The organism is Saccharopolyspora sp. NPDC050389, from assembly GCF_040655595.1.
Lineage (GTDB): Bacteria > Actinomycetota > Actinomycetes > Mycobacteriales > Pseudonocardiaceae > Saccharopolyspora.
In genome coordinates this window covers 26,098-46,152 of the sequence record NZ_JBFAKG010000046.1, presented here as the reverse complement: position 1 = coordinate 46,152, position 20,055 = coordinate 26,098, and the positions used below count along the sequence as shown (strand labels likewise).

The following is a 20,055-nucleotide window of genomic DNA, read 5'->3' as shown; positions in this document are numbered from 1 at the left end:
CGCGCCGTTCGCGGTGCCCCTCCCGCGGTTCTAGTTCGCGCCGACGTACTTGCGGAGGTGCTGGGCCGTCAGGGAATCGCCGGTCGCCACCAGCTCGGCCGGGGTGCCGGTGAAGACGATCCGGCCGCCGTCGTGGCCCGCGCCGGGGCCGAGGTCGATCAGGTGGTCCGCGTGCGCCATCACCGCCTGGTGGTGCTCGATGACGACCACCGTGCCGCCGTCGTCCACCAGCCGGTCAAGGAGCGCGAGCAGCTGGTCCACGTCGGCCAGGTGCAGGCCCGTGGTCGGTTCGTCGAGGACGTAGATCGACGCCTTCTCCGCCATGTGGATCGCGAGCTTCAGGCGTTGCCGCTCGCCGCCGGACAGCGTGGTCAGCGGCTGGCCGAGGCGGACGTATCCCAGGCCGACGTCCACGAGCCGGTCGAGGATCGCGCGGGCCGAGCCCGACGTGAAGAACTCGTGCGCCTGCGCCACCGACATGCCCAGGACCTCGCTGATGTCCTTGCCGCGCAGCTTGTGGGTCAGCACCTCGGCGGTGAACCGTCTGCCCTCGCACTTCTCGCAGACCGTCGCGACGCCGGCCATCATCGCTAGATCCGTGTAGACCAGGCCGATGCCCTTGCAGTTCGGGCAGGCGCCCTCGGAGTTCGCGCTGAACAGGCTCGCCTTGACGCCGTTGGCCTTGGCGAAGGCCGTGCGGATCGGGTCGAGCAGGCCGGTGTAGGTGGCCGGGTTGCTGCGCCGGGACCCGCGGATCGGGGCCTGGTCGACGACGACCACGCCGTCGCGGCGGGGCAGCGAACCGTGGATCAGCGAGCTCTTGCCCGATCCGGCGACACCGGTGACCACGGTCAGCACGCCCAGCGGGATGTCCACGTCGACGTTCTTCAGGTTGTGCGTGTCGGCGCCGGTGATCGACAGCCGCCCGGTCGGCTCGCGGACGTCCTCGCGCAGCCGGGCCCGGTGGTCCAGGTGCCGTCCTGTCAGGGTGTCCGAGCGCCGCAGGCCCGCCACGTCGCCGGTGAAGCACACCCGCCCGCCGGCGGTGCCCGCGCCCGGCCCGAGATCCACCACGTGGTCGGCGATTTCGATCGTCTCCGGCTTGTGCTCCACGACGAGCACGGTGTTTCCCTTGTCGCGCAACCGGATCAGCAGGTCGTTCATCCGCTGGATGTCGTGCGGGTGCAGGCCGACCGTGGGCTCGTCGAAGACGTAGGTCACGTCGGTCAGGCTCGAACCGAGGTGCCGCACCATCTTCACCCGCTGCGCCTCGCCGCCGGAGAGCGTCCCGGACTCGCGGTCCAGGCTCAGGTAGCCCAGGCCGATCTCGACCAGCGAATCGAGCGTGCCGCTCAGCGTTTCCAGCAGCGGCGCCACCGATTCGTCGGTGATGCCGCGGACGAACTCGGCCAGCTCGTCGATCTGCATCGCCGAGCAGTCGGCGATGTTGCGGCCGTCGATCTTCGCCGACAGCGCGGCCGGGTTCAGCCGGGTGCCGCCGCAGGCCGGGCAGTCGGCGAACACCGCGGCGCGGTCCACGAACGCCCGGATGTGCGGCTGCATCGCCTCGCGGTCCTTGGCGAGGTAGACCCGCTGCACCTTGACCAGCAGGCCCTCGTAGGTGGTGTTGATGGTGGCGTGCTTGATCTTGGTGGCCGGCTTGTGGAGGAAGTCCTCCCACTGCTGGGGCGTGAAGTCCCGCAGCTTGACGTCGGGGTCGTAGAGCCCGGAGGCGGCGAGCACCTGCCAGTACCAGGAGTCCACCGCGAAACCGGGGACGGTGATGGCGCCTTCGTTGAGCGAGCGGTCCTTGTCGATGAGCTCGTCGACGTCGATCTTCGAGACGTGGCCGAGCCCCTCGCACTCCGGGCACATGCCCTCGGGGCCGTTGAAGCTGAAGGCCGTCGAGGTGCCGACGTGCGGGCTGCCGAGGCGGCTGAACAGGATGCGCAGCATCGTTTGCGTGTCGGTGGCGGTGCCGACCGTGGAGCGGGAATTGGCGCCCATCCGCTCCTGGTCGACGACGATCGCGGTGCTCAGGTTGCGCAGCGAGTCCACGTCGGGGCGGCCGAGGCTGGGCATGAACGACTGGATGAACGCCGTGTAGGTCTCGTTGATCAGCCGCCGGGATTCGGCCGCGATGGTGCCGAACACCAGCGAGGACTTCCCGGAACCGGAGACCCCGGTGAACACCGTGAGTCGCCGCTTGGGGATGTCCAGCGAGACGTCGGCGAGGTTGTTCTCCCGCGCCCCGCGGACTTCGATCACGTCGTGGGTGTCAGCGGCCCGCCGCGGCTCGGCGGGTTCGGAGTTGATGCGTTCGGACGGATCCGGGCTCATGCTGCGCTGCTTCTCCAACCGTGCGAAAGGCATTTGGGCCGGACGCTTCGCGGTGCCGTTTCCGCGGCTGAACGCCCGTGAGCATTTCGGGGCGCCATGGCACCCCAAAACGCTCACGGCATTTGATCAGCGGAAAAGGAGACTCGCGAAGCACCGGCCATCCTTTATACCGGCCGGGACCGACAGCCGCCGCGAAGTCAGCCGGCCAGCTCCGGGAGCCGGGCGCGGCAGGCAGCGATGTCCGCCGGGTTCCAGCCCGTTTCGGCGAGTTCAGCGGCCGGTACCCGCGGGCGTAGCTTCAAGGCGCCATGCGGCGTAGTCACGGGCGAGCCGCGCACGGTGTTTTTTCCCGGGACCGTCGTTGACGACGGCCCAGTGCGTCCACATGCCGGCGAGGTAGACGGCGAACGCCGTCACGGTCTCTTCGTTGGCCTCGGCGAACGAGGGCAGTTCGCGGCGTGCCCATTCTTCGGCGTCGCCCGGCTCGTGACCGGCTTCGACCAGACGCAGCACGAGATAGGCCGGGTCCACCCATGCGGCGCCGGCACCGGGAAAGCCCCAGTCGATGACGTGCACCGCGCCGTCGGGTCCGAGCAGGACTTGGTCGCCGTGCAAGTCGGAGTGCACGAGGCGGTCGCCGTCACCGAGTTCGGGCGCCTTCGACGCGAGCTCCGACATCGCATGGACATCCCACCTGGCGACGAGATCGGGGGCGTCGGCGGCGAGTTTGCTCCACCAGTCGACGCCGTCCCACCGCGCGCGGATCGACCGCAGGCCAGGCGCGGGCAGGGCGCCGATGCGGCGGACGACGTCGGCGACACGCGGCAGATCTGGTGAGCCAGGGTAGAGATCAGCTGATTGACCGTGCACGTAGTCGAACCCGACCAGCAGCCAGTCGTCAACGTCCACAGTGAACAGCACCTGCGGTGCGATGCCGGGTGCGAGCAGGTTGGTCGTGGCTTCGCGTCGCAACATCCGCATGCGGCGGCCGATGCCCTGCACGCCCTTGACGAATACCGGCCGACTGGTGGCAGGGTGCAGCACCGCGGCGAAGTCGTGGTGGATGCCGTTGGTGATGGGCTCGGCGGTGGTGATGGGGCCGACGTGCCCCTCGACCGCGTGCCGCGCAGCGGACGGTAGATCAACCCAGGTGGTCACGTCGGCCCCGCTCTCAGTTCTTCCTGGTTTCGGTGTTCTCGTTGCCCTGCTTGCCCGAGGCGGCGCAGTTGCCATCTTCGTCGCAGCCACCGCAGCTGTAGGCGTCGCGGATCCACAGCTCGTCGTCGATGCGGTATCCGGCCTGCCGGATCGACTCCAGGGTGACATCGCGAACACTGGCCGGGTCCTTGGAGTGGTCCGGCGCTCCGGGCACATCTTGGGGTACGTGGTGCATGAAGTGCCCAGCAACACGCTGGCAGAACCGGGCGTAGTCCTTCGTGTAGAGAATGAACGTGTGCCACCCGATATCGACCGGCTTGGACGGCGCAAGCCGGTTGCCGGGGAACTCGGCGCACGCGCCAAGGAACGCCAACGCCTGGTCCATGATGCGGTCGGCGAACTCGCGGTCCAGGCCTTCGTCGATCGTGATGCGACGGCATAGCCGGTCGAACAACTCCGGTTCGACCAGAGTGCGCGCTGCGGCAGGCTCGATAACGACTTCGGTCATTGCTTTCCTCCGTTGAACGTTCCTGTGGTGCTCATGTCGGGTGTCGAGCCGATTGCTGGGTAGACACCTCCTTTCTGGTGATGTGGTGGCCAGGGCGCTATCAGAGCCCGCATTGACTAGCCCCAGCGCAGGATTCGGTGCCGTGCGTCGAATCCCGTTCCACACCGGGGGAATGGATAGCCGGGCGATGCCGGGGGACATCCGTTAGTCGGACACACCGCCCGGCCATCCGAGTGCCCGACGCCCTGGGAGTCGCGGTGGGCACGTGGTGACGGCGAGGGAACCGGCCTAGGAGGGGAAGTCGGCCGAGGTGCCCTCGCCGAGCCCTAAAGCCGCTACAGCCCGTCCAGAACGTGGCGGAACGTCCACGGATGCCGCGCCAAGGCGTCGCGGTCATCGAATGGCAGCCCGGCCTCAGCCCGCGGCAGTAGCCGCGTTTCAAGCACGGCGAGTTCGTCGGGTAGGTCCCCGTGCATCACGACCGGTTCGCGAAGCCGATGCCGGCCGCCCGGCTCGTCCTCGGCATCGGCCTGATCGAGCAGGTGCTGGACCAGCAGGGCACCTTCGCCGGCACCCGCATGTTTGCCGCGCTCGGCGACGTTGCGGGCCAACCACCAGGCCACGAGCGCGAGGACTGCCACGCTCGCCAGGATTCCCGCGATGATCATCCGAAAGCCCTTTCCAATCGGCGCGGCTGGAGTGGCTCGGTGACCCGTAGCGGACGGACGGTGACCGGTCGGCCGAGATCAGCGGGTTGGAAGCACAGCGGATCGGGTTTCAGCACAGCCATCGGCGCTTGGGCATGTCCCGGTGGCGGCAGCCCGAGTACTGCGCGCAGTGTCCACACCGCCGATGAGTGGTAATGCCACGACACCAGTACAGGTGCGAACACGTCGGAGCCCGGCAGCGTCGGAGTGCGGTAGGCGGTCGCGTCGTCCTCGCCGCGGAGGATCACCACGTCTGCGCAGGTCCGCCACCTGAACACCGCTGCCACAACGTCGGGACCATGCTTCGGCCGAACACCCACAGCCTCCACGCGTTGCGGCGCAGCTCGGTCAACAAGAGATCAACCTCGGAAGAACACATCACTTGCCGCCTTCTGCCTGTCGTCTTCGGCGTCCTCCTGGTGGGTGTTGCGGCGCACTTGCTCGCGCCGTATCCGCACTTCATCAGCGAAGATGGCTGCTGCGCACCGACTGGAGACCTTCATGGCCCGTACGCCAGAAGCGATCGCAGAACTGCGCCGCGCCCTTGGGGCTGCGCTTCGCGGCTACCGGGAGGCTTCACCGCTCGACCAGACCGCCATCGGGAGGATCACCGCCTACTCGCGAACATCGATCTCCCATATCGAGGCCGGCCGCCAGTTCCCTGGTCGCGGCTTCTGGGAAACGGCCGATCGGGCGCTCGAAGCAAGCGGCGAGCTTCTCACTCAGTTCGACCGCGTCGTCGCGGACGAGAAGCAGATCAGGATTGCCGAGCTGCAAGGCGCACCGGTACGAAGGAGTCCCCCAGCAACACGACAACCGCGGTTTCCCGGCACGCCGCACGACGACGATTGGCAACGTGACGACGTGAATCGCCGTGAACTACTCCGCTTAGTGGCGGCCACGGGCAGCCTGCTCGCGATCCCTGCTTTCGACGTCGACCGGGTCCAGCACGGCGCCGAGCACCCCCGCCGCCTCGACCCCGCGACCGTGGACGCATACGAACAACTGAACGCCGAGCTGTGGACGAAGTTCGCCGAATCGCGCTCCAAGCGCGATGTCCTTCCAGCCGCACAGCAACAGCTCGCCGCCATTAACGCCAGCCTGAACGAACCGCAGGGTGCCGACATGCGGCGCAGGTTGTGCACACTCGCCGGTGACCTCTTCCAGCTCTGCGGAGAAATCTTCTTCGACAGCGACAGCTACGAGGATGCCGCGCGCTGCTACGCCGAAGCCGCCCACGTCAGCAAGGAAGCGCGCGAGTTCGACCTCTGGGCGTGCGCGATGACCCGGCACGCCTTCATCAGCATCTATGAACGCCAGTACAAACACGCCTCCCCATTGCTCGACGGGGCAGCTCAGCTCGCAGTAAGGGGCAACCCCAGCCGGACTACTCGGTATTGGGTTGCCGGCGTCCAGGCACAGACGTACGCCGGACTCGGGAACCTGCCCGCCTGCCAACGCGCATTGGACAAGGCCGAGCAAGTCGCCAATTTCGGCAGCACGGCACCCGCGACCGGCTGGCTCCGCTTCGAAGGGTCGCGGTTGGACGAGGAACGCGGCGCGTGCTACGTGACGCTGCGTCGCCCAGACCTGGCTGAGCCCGCACTCAGCAAGGCGTTGGGACAAGCGACCTCGGCCCGCCGCCGTGGAAGCGTGCTGGTCGACCTCGCCACCGTCGGCGCCCAGCGCGGCGACGTCGACCAACTGCTCATGAACGGCGCTGCAGCACTGGACAGTGCCCGGCAAACGACGTCCGGTTACGTTGGTCGCAAGCTTGGCGACCTGCGAGAGCACCTGGTGCCGTACCTCGGCGACCGGCACGTGCGGTACCTGGACTCGCAGATCAAGGACGTTGTGACCACATCCGGCTCGAAGCAGTGAGGAGAGATTTCAGTGTCGGACGAGCAGGGACGGATCTTCCGCGAAGCGTGGATCACCGGGGTGAACAAGTACTACCCCGGCGAGCCGAAGCCCGGCTACATCGCCCCGTGGGAAGAAACGCCCGATTGGGAGCGCGCGAGCGCGGCAGCCGTGTACCAGCAGGTGCACGACTTCATCCTCGCGACCGAGGGCAGCGCGGCCAAGCTAACCCGCGAGCAGAAGGGGCGCTTCGTGGCACTGTGCTGGATCGGGCAGATCTTCCGCCACATCGCCGATCCTAAGCCTGCCTACGTCGCAGACTGGGAAGCCATGCCCGAATGGCAGAAGGAGACCGACTCCGACATCTTCGAGCGCATCGAGGAAGACGTGACGTCGCGTATGTCCTGACGGCGTGCATTGAAGACGGGAGCGCCCGCCCGGTGGTTCGCCCCGGGCGGGCGCTCATTTCTGCGAATCGCAGCATCGTTTGCGTGGCGGTGCCGACCGTGGAGCGGGAATTGGCGCCCGGGATTTGGCCTGCGGCAACGGCGCCGAGAGGAACCGACCGTCCTTTATACCGGCCGGGACCGACATTTCGCCGCGAATCAGCCGTCGAGGACGGGGAGTTCGGCCGGCAGCCGCAGGATCTGATCGACGGCTGCTTCGCGCCGCAACAGCGCGCTGCTAAGCCCGAATGGCGTGGCGCGCGCGGTAAGCGCGCTGCCGGGAGGTGCGTGAGCAGTATTCCTGGGTCGGCCGCGGGAGGTCCGCGTCACCGGTCCACGGCAACCGGGACAGAGCACCGAGTTCTCGTCACGCGGAGGACGATCCGCCGGGTTGCTCCGCCGATGGAGACCGCTCGATCGCTCACGAGCTCACTCGACCTCAAGTCGACTTGAGGAGGCAAGGTTCAAGTAAGGCTAACCCTGATCACTGTCGCGCTTGTGGTCGCCCGCGAGTTCTCCTGCCGGGCACGCCCGGTGCGATCGGTGAGCACGGAAAGGGCCGGATGGTGACTGAGTCGAGCACGGCGCAGGACGAAGCGCGCCAGGTGGGACTCGAATACTCGGAGACCGTCATTGTCGGCGCTGGCCAGCAGGGGTGCGGGATAGCCGCAGCTTTGCAGGAGCTCGGCCATGAAGCGATTGTCCTGGAAAGATCTCAATCTCGGCACGCTGGCCGGAAAAGGGGTCGTCCTCGTCGGTTCTGTGCGCGGCGCAGCATGGTGTTCTTCTGCTGGAGGACAATGTCGTTGCGATCGCGGAGGAATCTGCTCGCTCGTTTCGGCAGATCATTCACAAGATCGATACCGGTATGCGCGAGCGGGGCTTTGTGGTGCCAGAGCAAAGGCCGGTGCCCGACGTCGACATGGATCGCATATCCAACTTCGGGAACAAGCTCGACCTGGCGCGCCACGGCATCGCGACGATCATCTGGTGCACCGGATTCGGGTCGGACTACCGGATCTTGCCGGACAGTGCGCTTGATGACCGCGGGGCGCCCGTCCAGCGGAAAGGCATCCTGGGGGCGATCCCCGGACTGCATTACGCCGGGCTCCCGGACGGGAACTCGCTCGCCCCGGTGGCCATCTCGGCCAATGTTGAGAACGGGCGATTCATCGCGCGCCAGGTGCACATCGACTACATCATGCGATCTGGTTCTTCGGAATCTGTCATCGCACCATAAGCGCCGCGAAGCACCGGTCGGCCTTTAGAAGGGGAGATCCTCCCGGATCGGCGCACCGCCGCACGCGGCGCGCTGCCGCTGAGGAGACTACGTGCTCCCTGCCCTTTTCAAGGTATAGCGCACCGGGGGGCTTGCGGCAAGACCCGGGTTGTACCGCAGAATCTTCGCTCGAAGCCAGAACCTGGGGAAATCAGGGATTCGCGAAGTACGTGCGGGTGTGCGTGCCGCCGGATCGCGCGGAGCGGCTGACCGGAAATCCAATCTCGTTGAACGGGCGTTTTGATGATTGACGTGATCGTGGTCGGCGGCGGACCGACCGGCTTGATGCTGGCCAGCGAGTTGCGGTTGCACGGCGTGCACGTGGTCGTGCTGGAGAAGTTGACCGAGCCGACCGGGCAGTCCCGCGGGCAGGGCCTGCACGCGCGCAGCGTCGAGCTGATGGACCAGCGCGGCCTGCTGGACCGCTTCGCCGCGGTCAGTAAGAAGTTCCAGGTCGGCGGTCACTTCGGCGGCATCCAAAAGCCGTGGCCGGACCGGCTGGACACGGCTCACCCCTACAGCCTCGCCCACCCGCAGCCGGTCACCGAGCGGCTGCTCAACGAGCGCGCCCTCGAACTCGGTGCCGAGATCCGGCGCGGCTGCGAAGTGATCGGGCTGAGCCAGGACGAGGACGAGGTGACCGTCGAGCTGGCGGACGGTACGCACCTGCGCTCGCGCTACCTCGTCGGGTGCGACGGCGGCCGCAGCGCGGTGCGCAAGCGACTCGGCGTCGGTTTCCCCGGCGAGCCCGCCAAGGTCGAGACGCTGCTGGGTGAGATGGAGTTGACCGAGGATCCGGCGACGGTTGCCGCCGTTGGCGAGGAGGTCCGCAAGACCCAACTGCGGTTCGGCGCCATCCCCATCGGGGACGGGGTGTACCGCGTCGTCGTGCCCGCCGACGGCGTTGCCGAGGACCGCGCGACCGCGCCGACCATCGAGGAGTTCAAGAAGCAGCTGCAGGCCTTCGCGGGCACCGACTTCGGGGTGCACTCGCCGCGCTGGCTGTCCCGGTTCGGCGACGCCACCCGGCTGGCCGAGCGCTACCGGGTCGGCCGGGTGCTGCTGGCCGGCGACGCGGCGCACATCCATCCGCCGACCGGCGGGCAGGGGCTCAACCTCGGAGTGCAGGACGCGTTCAACCTCGGCTGGAAGCTGGCCGCCGCGGTCGGCGGCTGGGCTCCGGACGGGCTGCTGGACACCTATCACGCCGAACGGCACCCGGAGGGCGCCCGTGTGCTGGACAACACCCGCGCGCAGATCACGCTGCTGGGAGCCGATCCGGGTGCGACCGCGCTGCGGGAGCTGTTCTCGAAGCTGATGGACTTCGAGGAGGTCAACCGGTACGTGACCGAGATGATCAGCGCGGTCGGCGTCCGCTACGACTTCGGCGAGGGCCACGAACTGCTCGGCCGGCGGATGCGGGACGTGGGGCTGAAGCGAGGTCGCCTCTACGCGTTGATGCACGGCGGCCGCGGGCTGCTGCTCGACCAGACCGGCCGGCTCTCGGTGGCGGGCTGGGCGGATCGGGTCGACCACGTCGTCGACGTCAGCGAGGAACTGGACGTGCCCGCGGTGCTGCTGCGGCCGGACGGCCACGTGGCGTGGGTCGGTGAAGATCAGCAGGATCTGCTCGGTCAGCTGCCCAAGTGGTTCGGCGCGCCCGTCGACTGAACGCGCGGTCCGGCCCGAAAGCGGAGCCCCGGCCGGCCTCCACACCGGCCGGGGCCGACGCCTCGCCGCGAATCAGCCCGCCAGTTCCGGGAGTTCGGCGCGGCGAGCCGCGACGTCCGCCGGGTTCCAGCCCGGCCGGGGCACCGAGTCCTTGAGCAGCTGCACGTAGGGATGTTCCGGTGCGCGCAGAACGTCGCTGGTGATGCCGCTTTCGACGAGGCGGCCGCGCAGCAGCACCGCGATCGTGTCGGTGACCTCGTTGACGACGGCCAGGTCGTGGCTGATGAACAGCTGCGCCGTGCCGGTGTCCCGCCGGAGTTCGGCCAGCAGCCGCAGGATCTGCGCCTGCACCGAAACATCCAGCGCGGAAACCGCTTCGTCGAGGATCAGCAGCTTCGGCTGCACCGCGACGGCCCGCGCGATCGCCACGCGTTGCCGCTGGCCACCGCTGAGTTCCCGGGGCACCGCATGCCGCTTCGCCGCATCCAGGCCGACCTGGTCGAGCAGCTCGCCGACCCGGGCCTGCCGCTTCGCCCGATCCGACCAGCCGTGCAGGCGCAGCACCGAGCCGAGGCAGCGGCCGATGGGAACCGCCGGGTCGAGCGAGAGGTACGGGTCCTGGAACACCAGCTGGATCGCCTTCGCCCGCGCCAGCCGCGCCCGGCCGGCGCGCGGGCGCGTCTCGACCGGCGTGCCGTCCAAGGCGATCTCGCCGGCGTCGGGGCGTTCCAGGCCGGCCAGGATGCGGGCGATCGTGCTCTTGCCGGAACCGGATTCGCCCACCAGGCCGAGCGAGCCGCCATCGGGCACGGTCAGCGACACGTCGTCGACCGCCCGGGTCGGGCCGAACGATTTGCGCAGGCCGGTCACTTCGAGCGTCATGCGTCGACTCCGTCCTCGTCCAACATCGGCACAGCGGCGAGCAGTTCCGCGGCGTAGGCGGATTTGGGCGCGGTGAACAGCTCGCGCGCGCCCTGCTCCTCGACCACCTCGCCGAAGCGCAGGACGACCACGCGATCGCAGAACGCCGCCGCCAGCGGCAGATCGTGCGTGATGAAGAGGATCCCGAGCCCGCGATCGGCGCGCGCTCGGCCCAGGATCCCGATGATCTCGGCCTGCGTGGTGACATCCAGGGCGTTGGTCGCTTCGTCCGCCAGCAGCAGCTCCGGCTCCGGCGCGAGGGCTGCGGCGATGACCAGCCGTTGCAGCATGCCGCCGGAGAACTCGTGGGGATACCGCGCGAGCATGGCCTCGGGTTCCCGCAGCCCGCACTCGCGCATCAGCCCCACCACCCGGTCGCGGGCATCCTGTTGGGACCAGTCGAGATTCGTGCGCAGCTGCTCGGTCAGGAAGTGCCCGACCGGGCGCACCGGGTTGAACGCGGCCCGCGGCTCCTGCTGGACCACGCCGACCTTGCGGGTCCGCAGCTCCCGCAGCGCAGCCGGGGACATGCCCAGCACGTCCCGACCGTCCACTGTGATCCGTCCGGACACCTCGGCCGCGTCCGGCAGCACGCCCGCGATGCTCATCGCGGCGGTCGACTTGCCGGAACCGGACTCGCCGACCAGCCCGACCACTTCGCCCGCGTCGATGTGCAGGTCGATCCCGCGCAGGATCGGCGCGCCGGGAAAACCCACGGTCAGGTCTCGGAGTTCTGCCAGGCTCATGACCGCTCCACCCTGCCGAGCCGGTCGGCGATCCGCACGCCGACGATGTTGAACGCCACCACCGCGACCGCGATCATCGCGCCGGGCACCAGCGTCGGGGCCATCGCGCCTTCGAGCATCGCGAACTGGCCCTCCGCGACCATCAGGCCCCAGTCCGACGACGGCGGCTGCGAGCCGAAACCGAGGTAGCTCAGGCTCGCCAGCGCCATCAGCACGTCGCCGAAGAGCACCACCGCGTAGCCGAGCACGATCGGCATCACTCGAGGCAGCAACCGGGTCAGGCAGATCGCGGCGCCGCCCATGCCCTGCACCCGGTAGGCCTCGATGTACGGGCGCTGCCGCTCGGCCCGCGCGGCGCTGCGGGTGATCTTGGCGACCGCCGGGAAGTACGCCAGGCCCAAGGCCACCACCGACGCGGCGACACCGGTGCCGAGCACCGCGATGGTCAGCACCGCGAACAGCAGGCCGGGGAAGGCGATCAGCGCATCGGTCGCGCGGGAGACCACCGCGTCCAGCCAGCCGCCGCGCCACGCCGCGACGACGCCCAGCACCGGGCCGAGGAGCAGCGCGATGGCCAGCACGCCCAGCGGTGCGATCAGGCTGGTGCGGGCGCCGTGCAGGATGCGGGACAGGATGTCGCGGCCGAGCTGATCGGTGCCCAGCAGGTGCTCGGCGCCCGGCGGGACGAGGATCGAGTCGAAATCGGTGGCCGTCGGGTCGTAGGGCGCGATCAGCGGCGCGGCCAGCGCGGCGAGCCCGAGGATCGCGAGAATGCTTGCGGCGCCCCAGAACAGCGGGCCGTTGCGCCGTCGCCCGGCCGAGACCGCTGCGTCGGCGACGAGTGATCCGGACAGTGTCATGCCGCCGCTCCTGCCTGTCGTGGGACACCCGCGCGCCGGGCCCGGCGCAGCCGCGGATCGGCGAGGTGCTGCACGAGCTCGGTCAGCCCGGTCGTCACCACGTACGCCAGCACCATGCACAGCAGAACCGCCTGCGTGACCGGGAAGTCCTTCGTGTTGATGGCGTTGACCAGCAGCGATCCCACGCCGCTGAGCCCGAACACGGACTCCACCACCACCGTTCCCGCCAGCAGGCTCGCGGTGATCATGCCCGCCATCGTGGCGATCGGGCCGACCGCGTTGCGCAGCACGTGCCGGCCGATCACGCGCCGCTCCGGGATGCCCCGGGTGCGGGCGACCCGGACGTGGTCCTGCACCAGGATGTCCACCATGGACTGCCGGGTGACCCGCGTGATGGTCGCCAGCGACACCACCGCCAGGGAGACGGCCGGCAGCGTCAGGTGGTGCAGCCTGCCGAGCACGCCCTCGCCGGCGCCGGTCACCGGGAACCAGGCCAGCCCGACGCCGAACGCGGCGATTAGCCCGACGGCCGCGACGAACGGCGGGATCCCGGCCAGCATGGCCGTCGCGGCCGACACCACCGAGTCCAGCGGCCCGCGGCGCACCGCCGACAGCGAGCCGAGCAGCACGCCGATCGCGATGGTCAGCACCGCCGCGTAGAGCGCCAGCCACACCGTGGTGTCCAGCCGGGTGGCGATCAGGAAGCCGACGTCCTGCCCGTAGACGAACGACCGGCCGAGGTCGCCGCGCACCACGCCGCCGAGCCACAGCACGTACTGCACCAGGAACGGCTGGTCGAGGTGGTACTCCGCGCGGATCGCGGCCAGCGTCTCGTCGCTGGCGTTCTCCGCGCCGCCGGCCAGCACCGTCGCCGGATCACCGGGCGCCAGGTACATCGCGGCGAAGATCAGGAACGACGCGACCAGCAGCGTGATCACCACCTGGCCGAGCCAACGCAACAGCGCGATCAAGACCGCCTCCCGAGATCGGCCGCCCACGGATAGGTCAGGTACGCGCTGGAGACCGGCGCGCCGGTGAGCCGGTTGCTCATCGCCAGCGTCGTCGGGGCCATCACCAGCGGGATGGACAGCATGTGTTCGAGGTACTCGTCCTGCAGCCGGATGACCTGCCGGGCGCGTTGCAGGTCGTCGTAGGTGGCCGCGGCCGAGGCGAAGGTGCTCTCGTACTGCTCGTCGCGGAAGTTTAGGTAGTTGTTGACGCTGTCGGGCAGCACGTTGTCGTACATGCCCAGCCCGTCGGGCTTGGACAGGTACCAGTCGTTGACGAGCAGGTCGACGCCGGCCCGCGCCTCCGGCGAGGCGAACAGCTCCGAGAACTGGGCGGGCGGCACGGTGCGGATCTCCACCGGCAGCCCCAGTTTCAGCCCGGCGTCGCGGACGCCGTTGGCCAGCACGTTGCCCACGGCGGTGCCGTCGTTGGCCACCACGATCGGCTCCGACGGCGGCCCCGCCTCCCGCACGAGCTCGCGGGCGCGCGCCAGGTCCTGCTCGCCGGGGCGGATCGGGACATCGCGGATCTGCTGGTAGGCCTGCTCGAACAGGGCCTTGCCGGTGCCGAACGTGCCCGCGCCGACCGGCAGCTTCCACGGCTCGGCGGCGCCCCGGAACGCCGCCTCGGCCATGCCCTGGCGGTCCAGCGACAGCGACAGCGCGGTGCGCAGCCGGACGTCCGACATCGGCCCGCGGTCGGTCGGGATGAGCTGCCACGCCGACGTGGTGAGTCCGAAGTGGAGGGACAGCTCGGGGCTGGTGCTCAGGGCGGGTGCCATGCTCGGGTCGTCGAGGTAGGCGCCGTCGGCGGCGCCGGTGCGCAGGCTGTTGACCGCCGCCCACTCGTCGCCCCACACGAACCGGATGCTCTCGGTCAGCGGCCGGAGCTCGGCGTTCCAGTAGTCCGGGAACCGCTTGATCGTCAAGCTGTCTCCGGCGTCCCAGCGGTCCAGGTAGTACGGGCCGCTGCACGCGTCTGGCCGGCCGGGGCTGCCGAAGTCGTCGCCGAGCCGGTTCACCAGGCCGGCGTTGAGGACGATCCCGGCGTCGCCGGCCATCCGGTACTTGAACTGCGCGTCCGGTTCTTCCAGCCGCACGGTCACTTCCATCGGGCCGGTGACGTCGATGGACTCGACGTTGCCGAACTCGTCGGATTCGTCGTTGCCGTCCTCGGCGTGCCGCCGCAGGCTGAACGCGACGTCCTCGGCGGTCACCGTGCTGCCGTCGTGGAACCGGACGCCGTCGCGGACCCGGTAGACGAACGTCGTCGGGTCCGGCATCGCCGGCTCCTCGACCAGCCACGGGCGGACGGTGAGGTCGGGTTGCAGCTGGTAGAGGCGGTCGCAGAGGTTGGCCACCACGGTGTCCTCGGTGGTGGCGCCGTGGTAGTCGGTGTCGAGGGTGAGCGGCTCGGAGTCGAGGAACCAGGTGATGTCGCCGGCCGGCGCGACCGCAGGCGGCGTGTTCGGCACCAGCTGGACCGCGCCGAGCTGCGCCGAACTGCCGCAGCCGGCGAGCAGCCCGACGGAGAGCAGGGCCAGGCATCTTCGCATCAGCCGTCACCACCCGGTCCGTCGTAGAGGTTCCACGGCAGCAGCTGGTATTCCTCGGTGCACGGGTTGCCCGCCGCCACGTAGTACTCGCCGGCGGTGAGGTCGATGCAGTTGTGCAGCACGGTCGACCACTGGCGGATCTCGTCGGTGCGCTCGTCGGGATGGGTGCACACCGACTCCGGGTAGCCGAAGTGATCGGAGAAGGCGTCCTTGATCGCCTTGCGCACGGCATCGCCGTCGGAGGCGGTGCGAGCCTGGCGCAGCCCGGTGCGGATGCGGGGCACGCGGAACAGGGAGTCCACCGGCCGGGGCCGGTAGTCGGCGGCCAGCTGCGGCGGGATGAACGCCTGGTAGTGGTTGCCGTGCACCAGGATTCCGTCCTCGGGATACATCCAGCCGTGCGCCTTGGGCGTCGTCTCGATGTCGATGGCGAAGTCGTCGCGGTGCGTCAGCAGCGCGTTGCTGGCGATCTGCTGGTCGGCCTTGCTGAGCACCTCGAGCGCCTCGTGCATGCTCGGTGAGTCGAGCACCTTGCGGCGGATGAGGGTCTGCGGGACGCCGCGGGTGGTGCCGAAGTTCCCGTTGAGGCCGTTGGCGTTGAGCGCGAGCCCGGCGGAGTTGGCGCCCTGGCGGCCGACCTGCCCGGCCTCCAGGTGCATCACCACGGTCGGCTTCGGCGGCTGCACGATGCGGGCCACCACGATGGTGTCCCGGATGCCGTGCCGCCAGTCCCAGTTCTGTCCACAGTAGACGTGGCTGTCGCCGCTGGCCTCGGACAGCAGGGCGAACGACGAGCAGCCGTCGGCGTCCTCGTCGGCGGCGGGCAGGCTGTCCCTGATGAGCTCGCCGCGCGCGTTGAGCGCCAGGACGTCGGTGAAGTCGACCGCGGCGCCTTCGGCGATGCCGGTCATCTCCTCGACCAGGTCGGGGGCGAATCGCTGGCAGGGGGAGCGGAGCTCGTCGACCCGCGCGGTGACCTGCTGCCAGGTCAGGCCGGTCGCCTTGCCGAACGCGTCGGAGTAGAAGGCGAGGGCTCGGTCGATCTGGGCGCGGGCGAACTCGCCGTACTGGCGGCCCCGTTCCCGTGCGGTGCCGCGGAGTTCCACGGTGGGAAGTGTCAAGTTGCTCATCCGGTCTCTCACCAAGGGCTGTAGTATCTGCTACAGAAAAAATGTGATGGGCGTGACTGCTACAAGGACCGTAGTGAGAATGACGGATAAGTCAAGACTTGAAGCGAACACTTCAGACGAGGACGAGCCGGAAGGCACCGCCGACGACCTCCGCGCGCGGGTGCAGGAGCGCCTCGACGGGCTGTCCCGCGCGGAGCAGAAGGTGGCGCGCTACCTGCTGAACATGCCGCAGGAGCAACTGGTCTTCGCCACCGCGGAGGAGCTCGGCCAGCACACCGGCACCAGCGACGCGACGGTGGTCCGCACCGCGCGCAAGCTCGGCTACAGCGGGCTGCCGGAGCTCAAGCGCGAAGCCGGGCGGGCGCTGGTGACCACGGTGGCGCCGGCGACCCGGCTGGAGCAGCGGCTGGCCAGCATCGGCCCGGACCTGGAACGGGCGATGGCCACGGTGTTCACCGAGGCCCGCGACGAGCTGGAGAACACCCTGGCCGCGCTGAAGCTCGAAGACGTGCGCACAGCGGTGAGCCTGCTGTCCCACGCTCGCGAGGTGATGGCGTTCGGCGTCGGCGGCTCGGAACTCGGCGCGCGGCACCTGGCGCTGCGGCTGAACCGGCTCGGGCGGCGGGCCAGGTTCGTCGGCGGCACCGGCTTCCGGCTCGCCGACGACCTGCTGCCGCTGGGCCGCGACGACGTCGTCGTGATCTACCTGCCCGGTCGCGCTCTACCGGAGCTGCAGGTGCTGCTGGACCACGCCCAAGTGGTCGGCGCGCGCCGGATCCTGATCTCGGAACGCCGCCTGGCCAAGCAGTTCGCCCCGCAACTGGACGTGTCGCTCTACGCGGCGGGCGGAGCGGGCCGGGTCGCGGCCGAATCGACCTCGGCGCTGACCCTGACGGACCTCCTCGTCCACGGAGTGGCGACGCTCCACGAAACCCAAGCCGTGGAAACCCGCAACACCCTGACGACCCTGCGCGAACGCCTGCTGCGCAAATGACCTCGGGGCCTCGCTGCGGTTGGGGCAGGGGGCAATGACCGTTCTCGCTGCGGTTGGGTACGGGGCCGTGAGTCTTTTGGGCTGCTATAACACCCCAAAACACTCACGGCCCCGTACCTGCGCAAGCGCCGCTCCCGACCGCCCTGCCGCGGTCACGACCTGCGTCAGCGGAGGCCGATGCGGCGGCGGATCACCACGAGGCTGAGCAGGCTCGCCGCTGCCGCGAACATGAGGTAGAAGCTCGGGGCCAGGCTGGTGCCGCTGAGGCCGATCAGCCACGTGCTGATGAACGGCGTGAACCCGCCGAACACGCTGACCCCGATGTTGTAGCCGATGGACATGCCGGTGGCCCGGGTCTCGGTCGGGAACAGCTCGGACATCAGCGCCGGCAGCGCCCCGAAGTAGCAGGCCTTCAGCAGCCCGATCAGCAGCATCATGCCGACCATCACGCCGAATCCGCGGAATGCCACCAGCGTCGCGAAGATCGGGTAGATCAGCAGCAGGATCAGCGCGGCGAACACGCCCATCAGCTTCACCCGGCCGATCTTGTCCGACAGGTGCCCGGCCAGCGGCGTCACGACGGTCAGCACGACGCCGGTGACCAGGGTCGCGGCGAAGCTGGTCGACGCGGGCAGCCCGAGCTGCTTGATCGCGTAGGTCGGCATGTAGGTGATCGTGTAGTTGAGCACCGTGGAGACCAGCAGCGCGCCGACCACGAGCAGGATCCGGATCTTCTGGGTGCGCAGCACGGTGCGCACCGGAGAGTGCGGTTCGGCGGTCTGCGCCGCGGTGAATTCCGGCGCCTCGTCGACGAATCGCCGGATGTAGTAGCCCACCGGCCCGACCAGCAGGCCGACCGCGAACGGGATCCGCCAGCCCCACGATTCGAGCTGCTCCGGGCTCAGCGCGGAGGTCAGCAGCACGCCCATCCCGGCCGAAACCAGCGTGCTCAGGCCCTGGCTGGCGAACTGCCAGCTGGCCACGAAACCGCGCCGGCCCGGCATGTGCTCCACCATGAAGGCGGTGGCGCTGCCGAATTCGCCGCCCGCCGAGAAGCCCTGGATCAGCCGCGCCAGCAGGATGCCGATCGGCGCGATCACGCCGATCGTCTCGTACGAGGGCATCAGGCAGATGATCGCGGTGCCCAGCACCATCAGCCGGATCGAAAGCGTCAGCGACGCCTTGCGCCCGGCGCGGTCGGCGTAGGCGCCGAGCACCACCGCACCGATCGGCCGGATCAGGAACGAGACGCCGAAGGTGCCCAGCGTCAGCAGCAGAGACACCGTCTCGTCCTGCGCCGGGAAGAACACCTTCGACAGGACCGTCGCGAAGATCGCGTAGACGGCGATGTCGTACCACTCGAGCGCGTTGCCGATCGAGGCGGCCGCGATCACCCGGAACGCTTTGTGCGATGTTGTCGAGGCGGTGGAAGTGGCCATCAAGTTCTCCGTTTGTCTTGTGCCACAAAGAAGATCAGCGTTCGGGCTCGCCGAGGTCCCAGAACAGGCCGGCCATGATCGCCAGCGACTCGCGGGCCACGGTGCCCAGCAGGTGCTCGTTCGGAGCGTGCTGGGCGCAGGCGGGGTACGAGTGCGGGACCCAGATCGTGGGCAGCCCGAGCACGTCGGCGAAGGCGTCGTTGGGCAGGGTGCCGCCCAGGTTCGGCAGCAGCGCCGGTTTGGCGTCGGTGGTGCGCCGCAGCGACTCCAGCGCCCAGCGGACCCATTCGTCCTCCGGGTCCAGCCGGGTGGCGGCGACGCTGCTGGTGACCTCGACGTCGATCATCGAGAAGCCGTGCTCGTCGAGGTGCGCGCGCACGATCTGCTCGGCGTCGCGCCAGTCGGTGCCGACCACGAATCGCAGCTGGCAGTGCGCCTCCGCACTGCCGGGGATGGCGTTGACCGGCGCCTGCGGGGTGCCCGCGGTGAACGCCAGCACCTCCAGGGTGTTCCAGCCGAAGACGCGTTCGCTCGGCGTCAGCCCCGGCTCGCCCCAGTCGGCGTCGATCTGCGGCGAGCCCGGGCCGCCGTCGACGGTGATGTCGGCCAGCGCGGCCCGCACCGCCGCTGGGATCGGCGCGGGCCGCAGGCCCTCCACCCGCACGGCTCCCTGGGGGGCGATCATGCTGGCCAGCGCGTTGGCCAGGACGCTGGCGGGGTTGCGAAGCAGGCCGCCCCAGTTGCCGGAGTGGTAGGCGGCGTCGCGCAGCCTGGCGCGCAGCGTGAAGTTCACGGCGCCGCGCGAGCCGAGGAACAGCGTCGGCCGCTGCGCGGCGAGCCGGCAGCCGTCGGAGGCGATCAGCAGGTCGGCGGCGAGCTCGTCGGCGAGGTCCGCGCAGACCTCGCTCAGGCCCGGCGATCCGGTCTCCTCGCCCATGTCGAGCAGGATCTTGAGGTTGAAGCCGAGCCGGCCGCGGGTTTCGAGCACCTGCTCCAGCGCGGCGAGGTTGATGGTGTGCTGGCCCTTGTTGTCGGCGGTGCCGCGGCCGTACCAGCGGTCGCCGTCGACGGTGATCTGCCACGGGTCCAACCCGTCGCGCCACTGCGCGTCGTGGCCCGGCACGACGTCGCCGTGACCGTAGGTGAGCAGCGTGGGCAGGGTGTCGTCCTCGTGCCGGTGGGCGATCAGGAACGGCCCGCCGCCGGGCACCGGGTTGTCGACGATGCGCGCGGTGCAGCCGAGCCGTTCGACGGCGGGCGTGATCTCGTCGACGAGGTATTCCCGCAGCACGTCGGCGCGCTGCGGATCCTGGCTCTCGGTGCGGAAGGCGACCCGGCGCGCGAGATCCGCGCGGAACGCGCCGGAGTCGTAGTACCGCGTCGCCCGCTCGACTGCCACTTCCCGGATCACCGCGATGTCCTCCCCGAATTCG

Annotated in this window: 18 protein-coding genes; 5 read left to right on the top strand and 13 right to left on the bottom strand. The window is 69.4% G+C overall.

Annotated features, from left to right (window positions below; all coding sequences use genetic code 11):
• Window positions 1–30 precede the first annotated feature (30 nt).
• The 4 genes from AB0I53_RS27685 to AB0I53_RS27670 form a co-directional block, all read right to left on the bottom strand.
• Window positions 31–2,340 carry an excinuclease ABC subunit UvrA gene (locus AB0I53_RS27685; RefSeq protein WP_358608901.1) on the bottom strand — a complete coding sequence of 770 codons (2,310 nt, stop codon included), beginning with the start codon at window positions 2,338–2,340 and terminating at the stop codon, window positions 31–33.
• A gap of 270 nt (window positions 2,341–2,610) precedes the next feature.
• Entirely contained in the window at window positions 2,611–3,498 is an 888-nt protein-coding gene (locus AB0I53_RS27680; RefSeq protein WP_358608899.1) for a hypothetical protein, read from the bottom strand.
• A gap of 13 nt (window positions 3,499–3,511) precedes the next feature.
• Window positions 3,512–4,006 (bottom strand): hypothetical protein, encoded by a 495-nt coding sequence (locus tag AB0I53_RS27675; RefSeq protein WP_358608897.1) that lies wholly within the window; start codon window positions 4,004–4,006, stop codon window positions 3,512–3,514.
• A 335-nt stretch (window positions 4,007–4,341) separates the two neighbouring features.
• Complete coding sequence (locus tag AB0I53_RS27670; protein WP_358608894.1) at window positions 4,342–4,674, bottom strand: hypothetical protein; 333 nt, start codon at window positions 4,672–4,674, stop codon at window positions 4,342–4,344.
• Window positions 4,675–5,184: 510 nt separating this feature from the next.
• On the opposite strand from AB0I53_RS27670, the gene AB0I53_RS27665 reads away from it, so the two are divergent.
• A complete protein-coding gene (locus tag AB0I53_RS27665) occupies window positions 5,185–6,594 on the top strand; it encodes a helix-turn-helix transcriptional regulator (RefSeq protein ID WP_358608892.1) in 1,410 nt (469 codons plus the stop codon).
• Between the two features lie 12 nt (window positions 6,595–6,606).
• Complete coding sequence (locus AB0I53_RS27660) at window positions 6,607–6,981, top strand: hypothetical protein (protein ID WP_358608889.1); 375 nt, start codon at window positions 6,607–6,609, stop codon at window positions 6,979–6,981.
• 502 nt (window positions 6,982–7,483) lie between these two features.
• Here AB0I53_RS27660 and AB0I53_RS27655 read toward each other — a convergent pair.
• Window positions 7,484–7,711, bottom strand: coding sequence for a hypothetical protein (locus AB0I53_RS27655; protein WP_358608886.1), 228 nt, complete (start codon window positions 7,709–7,711; stop codon window positions 7,484–7,486).
• Window positions 7,712–7,926: 215 nt separating this feature from the next.
• Between AB0I53_RS27655 and AB0I53_RS27650 the strand changes: the two genes are divergently transcribed.
• Window positions 7,927–8,259 (top strand): hypothetical protein, encoded by a 333-nt coding sequence (locus tag AB0I53_RS27650; RefSeq protein WP_358608883.1) that lies wholly within the window; start codon window positions 7,927–7,929, stop codon window positions 8,257–8,259.
• Between the two features lie 282 nt (window positions 8,260–8,541).
• The gene (rox, locus tag AB0I53_RS27645; protein WP_358608881.1) at window positions 8,542–9,969 is read left to right on the top strand and encodes a rifampin monooxygenase; all 1,428 of its coding nucleotides are present in this window, start codon (window positions 8,542–8,544) and stop codon (window positions 9,967–9,969) included.
• A 72-nt stretch (window positions 9,970–10,041) separates the two neighbouring features.
• Here rox and AB0I53_RS27640 read toward each other — a convergent pair whose 3' ends face one another.
• From AB0I53_RS27640 to AB0I53_RS27615, 6 genes are read right to left on the bottom strand one after another with little or no spacing between them, the layout of a single operon-like run.
• Window positions 10,042–10,851, bottom strand: a complete 810-nt coding sequence (locus tag AB0I53_RS27640) for an ATP-binding cassette domain-containing protein (protein ID WP_358608878.1) — start codon at window positions 10,849–10,851, stop codon at window positions 10,042–10,044.
• Window positions 10,848–11,636 (bottom strand): ABC transporter ATP-binding protein, encoded by a 789-nt coding sequence (locus AB0I53_RS27635; protein WP_358608875.1) that lies wholly within the window; start codon window positions 11,634–11,636, stop codon window positions 10,848–10,850. The genes AB0I53_RS27640 and AB0I53_RS27635 overlap by 4 nt, the downstream gene beginning before the upstream one ends.
• Window positions 11,633–12,496: an ABC transporter permease gene (locus tag AB0I53_RS27630; RefSeq protein ID WP_358608872.1), complete on the bottom strand. Its 864-nt coding sequence runs from the start codon at window positions 12,494–12,496 to the stop codon at window positions 11,633–11,635. The genes AB0I53_RS27635 and AB0I53_RS27630 overlap by 4 nt, the downstream gene beginning before the upstream one ends.
• Window positions 12,493–13,467, bottom strand: a complete 975-nt coding sequence (locus AB0I53_RS27625) for an ABC transporter permease (RefSeq protein ID WP_358608869.1) — start codon at window positions 13,465–13,467, stop codon at window positions 12,493–12,495. Before AB0I53_RS27625 ends, AB0I53_RS27630 begins: the two co-directional genes overlap by 4 nt.
• A complete protein-coding gene (locus tag AB0I53_RS27620) occupies window positions 13,464–15,059 on the bottom strand; it encodes an ABC transporter substrate-binding protein (protein WP_358608866.1) in 1,596 nt (531 codons plus the stop codon). The genes AB0I53_RS27625 and AB0I53_RS27620 overlap by 4 nt, the downstream gene beginning before the upstream one ends.
• Window positions 15,059–16,189: a C45 family peptidase gene (locus tag AB0I53_RS27615; RefSeq protein WP_358608863.1), complete on the bottom strand. Its 1,131-nt coding sequence runs from the start codon at window positions 16,187–16,189 to the stop codon at window positions 15,059–15,061. Before AB0I53_RS27615 ends, AB0I53_RS27620 begins: the two co-directional genes overlap by 1 nt.
• Window positions 16,190–16,268: 79 nt before the next feature.
• On the opposite strand from AB0I53_RS27615, the gene AB0I53_RS27610 reads away from it, so the two are divergent.
• Window positions 16,269–17,183 (top strand): MurR/RpiR family transcriptional regulator, encoded by a 915-nt coding sequence (locus AB0I53_RS27610; protein ID WP_358608860.1) that lies wholly within the window; start codon window positions 16,269–16,271, stop codon window positions 17,181–17,183.
• Between the two features lie 164 nt (window positions 17,184–17,347).
• Here the strand turns inward: AB0I53_RS27610 and AB0I53_RS27605 are convergent, their stop codons facing one another.
• Window positions 17,348–18,622 carry an MFS transporter gene (locus tag AB0I53_RS27605; protein WP_358608857.1) on the bottom strand — a complete coding sequence of 425 codons (1,275 nt, stop codon included), beginning with the start codon at window positions 18,620–18,622 and terminating at the stop codon, window positions 17,348–17,350.
• A 34-nt stretch (window positions 18,623–18,656) separates the two neighbouring features.
• Window positions 18,657–20,033, bottom strand: a complete 1,377-nt coding sequence (locus AB0I53_RS27600; protein WP_358608854.1) for a M20 family metallopeptidase — start codon at window positions 20,031–20,033, stop codon at window positions 18,657–18,659.
• Window positions 20,034–20,055 lie beyond the last annotated feature (22 nt).